At 68.7% G+C, this 8,646-nt stretch carries 8 protein-coding genes; 6 read left to right on the forward strand and 2 right to left on the reverse strand.

What is annotated here, in order from left to right; all coding sequences use genetic code 11:
• Nucleotides 1-109: 109 nt before the first annotated feature.
• Nucleotides 110-949 (reverse strand): phosphatase PAP2 family protein, encoded by an 840-nt coding sequence (locus ABGA94_RS19835; RefSeq protein WP_375367970.1) that lies wholly within the window; start codon nucleotides 947-949, stop codon nucleotides 110-112.
• A gap of 261 nt (nucleotides 950-1,210) precedes the next feature.
• On the opposite strand from ABGA94_RS19835, the gene ABGA94_RS19840 reads away from it, so the two are divergent.
• Both ABGA94_RS19840 and ABGA94_RS19845 read left to right on the forward strand, forming a co-directional pair.
• Nucleotides 1,211-2,089: a hypothetical protein gene (locus tag ABGA94_RS19840; RefSeq protein ID WP_134956137.1), complete on the forward strand. Its 879-nt coding sequence runs from the start codon at nucleotides 1,211-1,213 to the stop codon at nucleotides 2,087-2,089.
• Between the two features lie 11 nt (nucleotides 2,090-2,100).
• Nucleotides 2,101-3,303: a DUF4785 domain-containing protein gene (locus ABGA94_RS19845; protein ID WP_032954734.1), complete on the forward strand. Its 1,203-nt coding sequence runs from the start codon at nucleotides 2,101-2,103 to the stop codon at nucleotides 3,301-3,303.
• A gap of 124 nt (nucleotides 3,304-3,427) precedes the next feature.
• On the opposite strand, the gene ABGA94_RS19850 is transcribed toward ABGA94_RS19845, so the two are convergent.
• Complete coding sequence (locus ABGA94_RS19850; protein WP_053496707.1) at nucleotides 3,428-4,249, reverse strand: ABC transporter ATP-binding protein; 822 nt, start codon at nucleotides 4,247-4,249, stop codon at nucleotides 3,428-3,430.
• Between the two features lie 151 nt (nucleotides 4,250-4,400).
• Between ABGA94_RS19850 and ABGA94_RS19855 the strand changes: the two genes are divergently transcribed.
• The 4 genes from ABGA94_RS19855 to ABGA94_RS19870 all read left to right on the forward strand — a co-directional run bounded on the left by ABGA94_RS19855 (nucleotide 4,401) and on the right by ABGA94_RS19870 (nucleotide 8,474).
• A complete protein-coding gene (locus ABGA94_RS19855; protein ID WP_188248845.1) occupies nucleotides 4,401-5,603 on the forward strand; it encodes an acyl-CoA desaturase in 1,203 nt (400 codons plus the stop codon).
• Nucleotides 5,600-5,932 (forward strand): hypothetical protein, encoded by a 333-nt coding sequence (locus tag ABGA94_RS19860; RefSeq protein ID WP_061480454.1) that lies wholly within the window; start codon nucleotides 5,600-5,602, stop codon nucleotides 5,930-5,932. Before ABGA94_RS19855 ends, ABGA94_RS19860 begins: the two co-directional genes overlap by 4 nt.
• A 19-nt stretch (nucleotides 5,933-5,951) precedes the next feature.
• Nucleotides 5,952-6,764, forward strand: coding sequence for a bifunctional DNA-formamidopyrimidine glycosylase/DNA-(apurinic or apyrimidinic site) lyase (gene mutM, locus ABGA94_RS19865; protein WP_005421105.1), 813 nt, complete (start codon nucleotides 5,952-5,954; stop codon nucleotides 6,762-6,764).
• Between the two features lie 105 nt (nucleotides 6,765-6,869).
• Nucleotides 6,870-8,474: a glucan biosynthesis protein gene (locus ABGA94_RS19870; protein WP_069138171.1), complete on the forward strand. Its 1,605-nt coding sequence runs from the start codon at nucleotides 6,870-6,872 to the stop codon at nucleotides 8,472-8,474.
• Nucleotides 8,475-8,646: the final 172 nt, after the last annotated feature.

The raw sequence follows: 8,646 nt of genomic DNA on the forward strand, positions 1-8,646 counted from the left end.
GGTCGCTGCGGTAGTGCAATGAAGAAGGGCCGGCGCACTGCCGGCCCTTCTGCTTCGCACCCACCGGTAGTGCCGGCCGCTGGCCGGCAATGGCCGATCGCGCAGGCGCCTACAGCGCGCTCTGCGGGCGCACCTTCAGTACCGCGTTCTCGGTGGTGCAGTCGCGGCTGGAGTGCAGGCCGGCCTTGCGCGCGGCAGCGATCTCCTTGCGTGCGGCCAGCAGGTCCTTGTTGAACGCGGCGTTGTCGTGCAGGCGGGCCACGGCGGCGGCACCCATGAAGCGGCCTTCGAGGATGTCGCTCTGCCAGTGCACGTTGCATACCAGGCGGCTCTCGCCGTAGTTGCGGCCGCGGGCCTGGATGGCATCGGCGCGGTCCGGCACGATCTCCGACAGGATCAGTGCCCAGGCCCAGCCGATCGCGGTGTGGCCGGATGGATAGGAACCATTCTTGCGCAGGCCATCCTCGTCCTTCGGCGAGCAGGTCGGCTCACCGTTGACCATGAACGGGCGCGGGCGCTGGTAGTGGTTCTTGGCTGCCTTGGTAGCGGCGCTGGCGTCGATCCGGCTGCGCTCCAGCAGTCGATACAGCGCCGGAGTCTTCACCGCATCGACGTCGATGTCGGCGGCGCAGGAGAAGTGGTTTGCACCTTCGGGGAAGCCGAGTTCCGCATCGATGCCGGCCTGGGCGAAGCGCGGGCTGCCTCGCAGCGCGCGGGCTTCACGGCTGACCTGTTCGTCCAGGGCGAGGGCGGCCGAACCGGCCACCGGCGGTGCCGGCACCAGATCGAGGCTGGCCGGAACAGCGCTCTTGTCCAGATAGCCCACGGCCTTGGTGGTGATGTTGGCTTCGACGGCGGTCGGCTTGGTGGCCGTGGCAGCACAGCCGGCCAGGGCCACGGCAACGGCGAGGCCGAGCAGCGGGCGGGCAGGGTGGGAAATCAGCGACATGGACGGGCTCCGGAGGAAAAACATCGCGTCATGATCGCAGCCCGTGCGCGGCACCGCAGTGGCCATCGGTCATACGGCCAGACCCGGCATGGTCATCACAGGAGATGAAGAACGTCATCGAAGGGTGCCAGTCTGCTGAATCCGGGCGCAGCGCACGGACTTTCACGCGGCCGCACCGTGAGCATCGGCACATCGGCAGGCACCAGGGGCCGTCCAGTTCCAGCCGGGTCGGGGGGATCCGAAGACAGAGGGAGAGAAGCGATGCGCAGCACCGCAACAGGAAGTACCGTCCTGGCCCTGCTTCTGGGGCTGGCAGCAGCACCGACGCAGGCCGCCGACGTGATCGGCGTGGCCTTCGTGCATGGCACCGGCGCGCAGACCAATGCCACCCAGGACTACTGGCAGCCGGCGATCATCGACACCGTGCGCCAGGGCCTGCCGAACAGCAGCAACTATGTGGTCATCAACTGTGACTTCACCCAGTACATGTGGAAACCGGAGGCCGCCGGCTGTCTGGCCAACCAGCTGACCGGCTTCATCGACAGCCGTGGCATCACCCAGCTGGTGGTGATCACCCATTCCAACGGCGGCAACGTGATGCGCTGGATCCTGTCCAATCCGACGTACGACAGCCGCTATCCGAAGATCATCCGCACGGTGCGCAAGGTCAACGCACTGGCACCGTCTTCGGCGGGCACGCCACTGGCCGATGCGGTGCTCAACGGCAATACCTTCGAAACGTCACTGGGCTGGCTGCTGGGCTACAAGAACGACGCGGTACGCCAGCAGCAGGTGGCCAGCATGGCCACCTACAACGCGCAGAACCTGTACGGCACGGCCGGTCGCCCGGCGCTGCCCAAGCCGTTCCGCGCGGTGGTCGGCAGTGACGTGGAATCGGCGGTGTGGGACAGCAACAGCTACTGCGGTGGCTATGCCGCCAACGTTGGCCTGGAGTTCACCCAGAACTGGTTGTCGTCCTGCTCCGATGGCTTCCTGGAGTGCAGCAGCCAGAAGGCGGCCGGCACCACCTGGTTCACCGACACAGCGCGCACCCAGGGCGCAGAACCGCTCAGCCACAACCAGAGCCGGCGCGAGTGCTTCGGCCTCGGCACCCTGCTGCGCAACGACCTGACCCAGTGAGAGAGATGACCATGACGACCCATTCCACCCTGCTGGCCAGTGCGGTGCTGGCAGTACTGTCCCTTTCCGCCGCGCAGGCCGCGCAGCCTCTGCAGGCGGCCCGCGCGGGCGATCAGGTGCCTGCCGCATTGGTGGCCGCGCCGCTGCCTGCCGATGAAAGCGAACACGCGCCGTTGTCGTTTGCCTGGGCGCTGGACCCGGCACAGCCGCTGCAGGCGGCCACGCCATATGCCTCGGTCAGCCGCAGTTACTGGCAGCAGGTCGATGGCACGCAGCTGCAGCGCGGCCTGGACCTGCCGCTGACGGCGCCCGATGCGGTGATCCAGCTGAGTCCGGCCGCAGGAGCCCGCGCGCTGCCGGCCAACACCCTGCAGGTGCGCGACCCGGCTGGCCGCAGCAGCGTGGCCCGCAGTGTCGATGCGCGCGCGCTGCAGGATGCCGGCATGCCGGTGAGTGATGGCAGCAGCATGCTGCGCACCGGCGCGACCAGTGCCGCCGGTGCGTACACCCTGCAGAGCACGCAGGCGCAGGGCCGCTATGTGGTGCAGGTGCTGGAGCCTAACAGCCCGCTGCGGTTGGAAGTGCAGGCCAACCAGGCGCAGGTGCTGGCCGGTGGCAACGTGCAGCTGCAGGCACGCCTGCTGGAAGACGGCGCCACCACCGCGCAGCTGGCATCGCGTCGTGGCGGCCTGGGGGGGGAAGCCCTGCTTGTCGCACCGGATGGCCGCAGCTGGCCGCAGCGCCTGCTGCGCACCACCGATGGCAGCCTGCGCGCGCAGGTGCGGATCCCGACCGACATCGGCACCGTGCAGGGGCTGTGGGAGCTGCAGGTGTTCGCCCAGGCCGATGGCGTGCTGCGCGATGGCAAGGTGGCCTTCGCGGTGGCACGGCCGACCGCGCGTTTCAGTGGCCAGGCAGCACCGGACCCGTCCAGCCGCCAGGTGGCGCTGCCGCTGCAGGTGGCTGCGGCAGGCCGCTACGAGGCACGTGGCACGCTGTATGCCACGGCCCGCGATGGCCGGATGAGGCCGGTCGCGCAGGCACATGCAGCCGCGTGGTTCGATGGCCCAGGCGCCGGCCAGCTGGTGCTGCCGTTCGACGAGGCCGCGTTGCCGGCCGGTTTTGGCGCACCGTACGAGCTGCGTGACCTGCAGCTGCAGGACCAGAGCCGGATGGCACCGATCGAGTCGCGCGCGCTGGCGTTGCGGTTCTGAGGTTGCGTGCAGCGGGCCGGGGGCCGGCCCGCTGCTCCTGTGTAGAGGCGAGCCCATGCTCGGCGGCCGTTTGCCGTGATCAGGAGCAGCCGAGCGTGGGCTCGGCTCTACAACGGCATGCCGATCACCCCGCGTATGCGGTCAGCCGGCCTTCCTGCTCGCAGACGGTGATCGCGCCGCCGAACACCGCCGACAGCGGTTCGTTGCGCAGCAGCTCGGCGCGGGTGCCGTCGGCCAGCACGCGGCCATCGCGCAGCAGTACCACGCGCTCGATCTCGGGAATGATCTCTTCGATGTGGTGGGTCACCAGCACCAGGGTGATGCCCTGCTGCGCCAGCACCCGCATGGTCGCCACCAGCTGCTCGCGGGCGACCAGGTCCAGCCCGGTGGAGGGTTCATCCAGCAGCAGTGCCTGCGGCCGGTTGACCAGCGCGCGGGCGATCAGCACGCGGCGGGTCTCGCCAGCGGACAACTCGGCGTAGGCGCGGTCGCGCAGGGACAGGGCGCCGGTCATCGCCAGTGTCTCGCCCACGCGTGCGCGCATATCGGCGGTCACTTCGCGGAAGGCCGGCACCACGTAGCTGGCGAAGAAGCCGGACAGCACTGCCTGTTCCACGGTCAGGCCCGGCATGTCGGCCAGGTTGCTGCTGAGATCGCCGGTGACGATGCCGAGCTGCGATCGCAGCCGGTCCACCTGCCAGCGGTTCTGCCCCAGCACCCTTACCGCCACGGAGCCGTCGACCTGCGCCAGCGGGTACAGCTCGCGGGTGATCAGCTTGATGAAGGTCGACTTGCCGCAGCCGTTGGGGCCGAGCAGGGCGGTGTGCTGGCCCTGCGCGATGCGCAGGCTGAGCCCGTGCAGCACCTTCACCTGGCCGCGCACCACGGTGGCGCGGTCCAGTTCGATCAAGGGGGGCAGCTCCGCAACGGGCGGGGCGGCAGTCATGGTGCTGGCGCGTGGATCAAGGCTCGACAACTCAGGTCCCCAACTGTGAACGGTGCCACGGATGGCGATGCGATACATCGCCGCAGGGATGCAGTTTGCAACGCAAGCGCCCATCATGTCTGCCATCCCCGCGTCGATCCGGAGAGCTGCCATGTCTGATGCCCTGATGTCCCTGTTGACCGGTGGTGTGCTCGGCCTCGGCTGGTGGGCCATGTTGGGCGTGCTGCTGGTCTTCACCCAGATCACCATCTTCTCGGTGACCCTGTACCTGCACCGCAGCCAGGCCCATCGCGGGGTCGATTTCCACCCGGCGCTGGCCCACGTGTTCCGTTTCTGGCTGTGGCTGACCACGTCGATGATCACCCGCGAGTGGGTGGCCATCCATCGCAAGCACCACGCCAAGGTGGAGACCGAGGACGATCCGCACAGCCCGGTCACCCGCGGCATCGGCAAGGTGTTCTGGCATGGCGTGGAGCTGTACCGCGAAGCGCGCGGCATGCGCGCGGACATCGAGCAGTACGGGCGCGGCACGCCGGACGATGCGATCGAGCGCCACCTGTATACCCCGCACGCCACGCTGGGGCCGGTAGTGCTGCTGGCGATCAACAGTGTGCTGTTCGGCCTGCCCGGCGTGGCGCTGTGGGCGATCCAGATGGCGTGGATCCCGTTCTGGGCGGCGGGCGTAGTCAATGGCTTGGGCCACTGGTGGGGGTACCGCAACTACGAGTCGGCCGATACCTCCACCAATCTCACGCCGTGGGGGTTCTGGATCGGTGGCGAGGAGCTGCACAACAACCACCATGCCTTCCCCAGTTCGGCGCGCTTCGCGATGAGGCGCTGGGAGTTCGACATCGGCTGGAGTGCGATCCGCCTGCTGCAGGCGCTGCGACTGGCCAGGGTGCTGCGGGTGGCACCGGCCATGGACGTGCGCCCGAACATCGCCGTGCCCGATGCCGAAACCCTGAAGGCGCTGCTGTCGCATCGCTTCCAGGCGATGACCGATTACCAGCGCAACGTGTTCATGCCGGCCCTGCGCGAGGAGGCCGCGCAGGCCGGGGCCAAGCTGCGCCGCCTGCTGCCACGCCGGTTGCGCCGTGGCCTGGTCAACGATGGCCGCTGGCTGAAGCCGGACAGCCGCGCCCAGCTCAGCGCATGGGTGGCGCAGCGGCCGCGCATCCGCACCCTGGTCGAGTACCGCGGGCGATTGGCTGCGCTGCTGGAAGCCCGTGGCCACGACGCCGCCGAGCGCCTGCATCAGCTGCAGGCGTGGTGCCGCGAGGCCGAGGAAAGCGGCATCGCGGCGTTGCAGGCCTACGCCGCACGGTTGAAGGGCTACAGCCTGGTGGGCGCGTGAGGGCAGGGTACGGGCTTCTGCTGGCGGCGCTGCTGCCGGGTGCGGCGCTGGCCCAGGTCACCGACACCGCCAGCTATCTGCAGCGGATGGACAGCGATGGCGACGGCAAGGTCAGCGAGGCCGAGTACGTGCAGTGGATGCTGTATGCCTTCGACCGCATGGACCGCAATGGTGATGGCGTGCTGAGCGCCGACGAGCTGCCCGGCGGCAAGGGCAGGGCAATCCGCCGCGAGCAGCAGCGGCAGGTGATCGTGCAGCGCTTCCACAAGCAGGATGCCAACGGTGATGGCTTCCTGGATGCCCGCGAGCTGTCCGCGCCGCCGCGTTGAGCGGGCGTAGAATCGCACCATGCCTGAACTGCCCGAAGTCGAAACCACCCGCCGCGGCCTGGCGCCGCACCTGCAGGGCCGGCGCGTGCATGGCGTGATCCTGCGCCGCGCCGACCTGCGCTGGCCGATTCCACCGGAAGTGGCCGAGCTGCTGCCGGGGCAGCGCATCGAGGACATCCGCCGGCGCGCCAAGTACCTGCTGCTGGATACCGCCATCGGCAGCGCCGTGCTGCACCTGGGCATGTCCGGCAGCCTGCGCGTGCTGCCCGGTGATACCCCGCTGCGGGCGCATGACCACGTCGACATCAGCCTGGACAATGGCCGCCTGCTGCGCTTCAACGACCCGCGTCGCTTCGGCAGCCTGCTCTGGCAGCCGGCTGGGGAGATCCACCCGCTGCTGCAGGGGCTGGGCCCGGAGCCACTGGACGACGCGTTCGACGGCGACTACCTGTTCGCCCGCAGCCGGGGCCGCAGCGCGCCGGTGAAGACCTTCCTGATGGACCAGGCGGTGGTGGTGGGCGTGGGCAACATCTACGCCGCCGAGAGCCTGTTCAAGGCCGGCATCAGCCCGTTGCGCGAGGCAGGAAAGATCTCGCGAGAACGCTACCAGCGGCTGGCCGACGCGGTGAAGGAGATCCTGGGCTACGCCATCACCCGCGGCGGCACCACCCTGCGCGATTTCATCAGCCCCGATGGTGCGCCGGGCTACTTCGAGCAGGAGCTGCTGGTGTACGGCCGCGACGGGCTGCCGTGCCCGAACTGCGGGCGCGCGCTGAAGCACGCCACCATCGGCCAGCGCGCCAGCGTCTGGTGCAGCCACTGCCAGCGCTGAGCCGGCGACCAGCGGCAGCTGAACGGGCAGGGCGCGTCTCCGCTGCCCGTTAACGTTTGTCTGCCTATGATGGCCGACCTTCCTCCCTGTGCCTGACGCGCCTGCATGCAACGACGCGACTTCATCCGCAATGCCTCCCTCGCCCTGGCTGCATTCGGCCTTCCGTCCCTGCCCGCGTGCGCGGCCAGCAGGAGCGGCCAGATGGGCCTGCGCCGCCTCGGCCAACCGCAGCCGTTCGACTTCGCCACCCTGAAGGGCCAGGCGCGCGCGCTTGCACAGGCACCCTACAAGAGCCACAAGCGGGTGCTGCCGGGCCGCCTGGAAGGCTTGGACTGGGACCAGTACCAGTCGATCGGCTACCGCCAGGACCATGCGCTGTGGGCCGACCAGCCGGGCAAGTTCCAGGCGAAGTTCTTCCACCTGGGCCTGTACTTCCATTCGCCGGTGCGCATGTTCGACGTGGTCGACGGCAAGGCGCAGGAACTGGCGTATGACGGCGCGGCGTTCAACTACGGCAAGAGCGGCATCAAGGATGGCGAGCTGCCGGCCGATCTGGGTTTCGCCGGCTTCCGCCTGAACACCCGCAAGGACACCGACCGCGACTTCGCCGCCTTCCTTGGCGCCAGCTACTTCCGCGCCGTCGGCAAGGAAGGCCAGTACGGTCAATCCGCGCGTGGCCTGGCGATCGACACCGGCATGGGCAAGCCGGAGGAATTCCCGGACTTCATCGCTTACTACCTGGAGCAGCCGTCGGCCGATTCGGACACGATCGTGGTCTATGGCCTGCTGGATTCGCCCAGCGTGGCCGGTGCCTATCGCTTCGCGATCACCAATGGCGACGTGCTGCTGATGGACATCGACAGCGCGCTGTACCCGCGCAAGGCGATCGAGCGGTTGGGCATCGCCCCGTGCACCAGCATGTACCAGGTGGGCGAGAACGACCGCCGGATGGGCTGGGACTGGCGCCCGGAGATCCACGATACCGATGGCCTGTCGCTGTGGACCGGTGCCGGCGAGTGGATCTGGCGGCCGCTGCTGAACCCGCGCAACCTGCGTTTCAACATGTTCGTGGACCGCAACCCGCGCGGCTTCGGCCTGCTGCAGCGCGACCGCAATTTCGACCATTACCAGGACGACGGCGTGTTCTACGAGAAGCGCCCGTGCCTGTGGGTGGAGCCGAAGGGCGAATGGGGCGAGGGCTCGGTGCAGCTGGTGGAGATTCCCACCGTGGACGAGACGTTCGACAACATCGTGGCGTTCTGGAACCCGAAGGAAAAGCCGCAGCCGGGCCAGGAGCTGCTGGTCGGCTACCGCTTGTACTGGGGCGCCGAACCGCCGGCGCGCCCGCCGCTGGCGCACTGCGTGGCCAGCCGCACCGGCCTGGGCGGTGTGGTCGGCAAGAAGCGTGAGTACTTCAGCTGGCGCTTCGCGGTGGACTTCGAAGGTGGCGAACTGGCCAGGCTGATCGACAAGGCCGAGGTCGAAGCGGTGGTGGAAGCCAGCCGTGGCCGGGTCGAGATCGTTTCGGCGCGCCCGCTGCGCGAGATCAACGGCTATCGCGCGATGTTCGACCTGGTGCCGCCGGAAGGCAGTACCGAGCAGATCGACATCCGCCTGTTCCTGCGCAGTGGTGGCAAGACCCTCACCGAGACCTGGCTGTACCAGTACACCCCGCCGCCGGCCGGTGCGCCGGAGCGCACGCTGTACTGAGTGGTTTGGGATTGCAGGGCTTGCAGCCCTGCACCCGCTTCAAGCCAAGGCAACGTCAAATGCGTGCATTCCGTGGGATGGCGGGGTGGGTCCGGTTGAGGGGGGCGGCGTAAATACGTCCATGTAGCCTCGGTCGCGCCATCCATGGCGCTCACGCCCCCTCAACCGGACC

The organism is Stenotrophomonas sp. 3diitr2024 (assembly GCF_042136455.1).
Lineage (GTDB): Bacteria > Pseudomonadota > Gammaproteobacteria > Xanthomonadales > Xanthomonadaceae > Stenotrophomonas > Stenotrophomonas sepilia.

Excerpts from the sequence above, each read along its gene's own strand:
- ABGA94_RS19835 (WP_375367970.1), bottom strand. The coding sequence starts at position 949 with ATGTCGCTGATTTCCCACCCTGCCCGCCCGCTGCTCGGCCTCGCCGTT.
- ABGA94_RS19840 (WP_134956137.1), top strand. The coding sequence starts at position 1,211 with ATGCGCAGCACCGCAACAGGAAGTACCGTCCTGGCCCTGCTTCTGGGG.
- ABGA94_RS19845 (WP_032954734.1), top strand. The coding sequence starts at position 2,101 with ATGACGACCCATTCCACCCTGCTGGCCAGTGCGGTGCTGGCAGTACTG.
- ABGA94_RS19850 (WP_053496707.1), bottom strand. The coding sequence starts at position 4,249 with ATGACTGCCGCCCCGCCCGTTGCGGAGCTGCCCCCCTTGATCGAACTG.
- ABGA94_RS19855 (WP_188248845.1), top strand. The coding sequence starts at position 4,401 with ATGTCTGATGCCCTGATGTCCCTGTTGACCGGTGGTGTGCTCGGCCTC.
- mutM (WP_005421105.1), top strand. The coding sequence starts at position 5,952 with ATGCCTGAACTGCCCGAAGTCGAAACCACCCGCCGCGGCCTGGCGCCG.
- ABGA94_RS19870 (WP_069138171.1), top strand. The coding sequence starts at position 6,870 with ATGCAACGACGCGACTTCATCCGCAATGCCTCCCTCGCCCTGGCTGCA.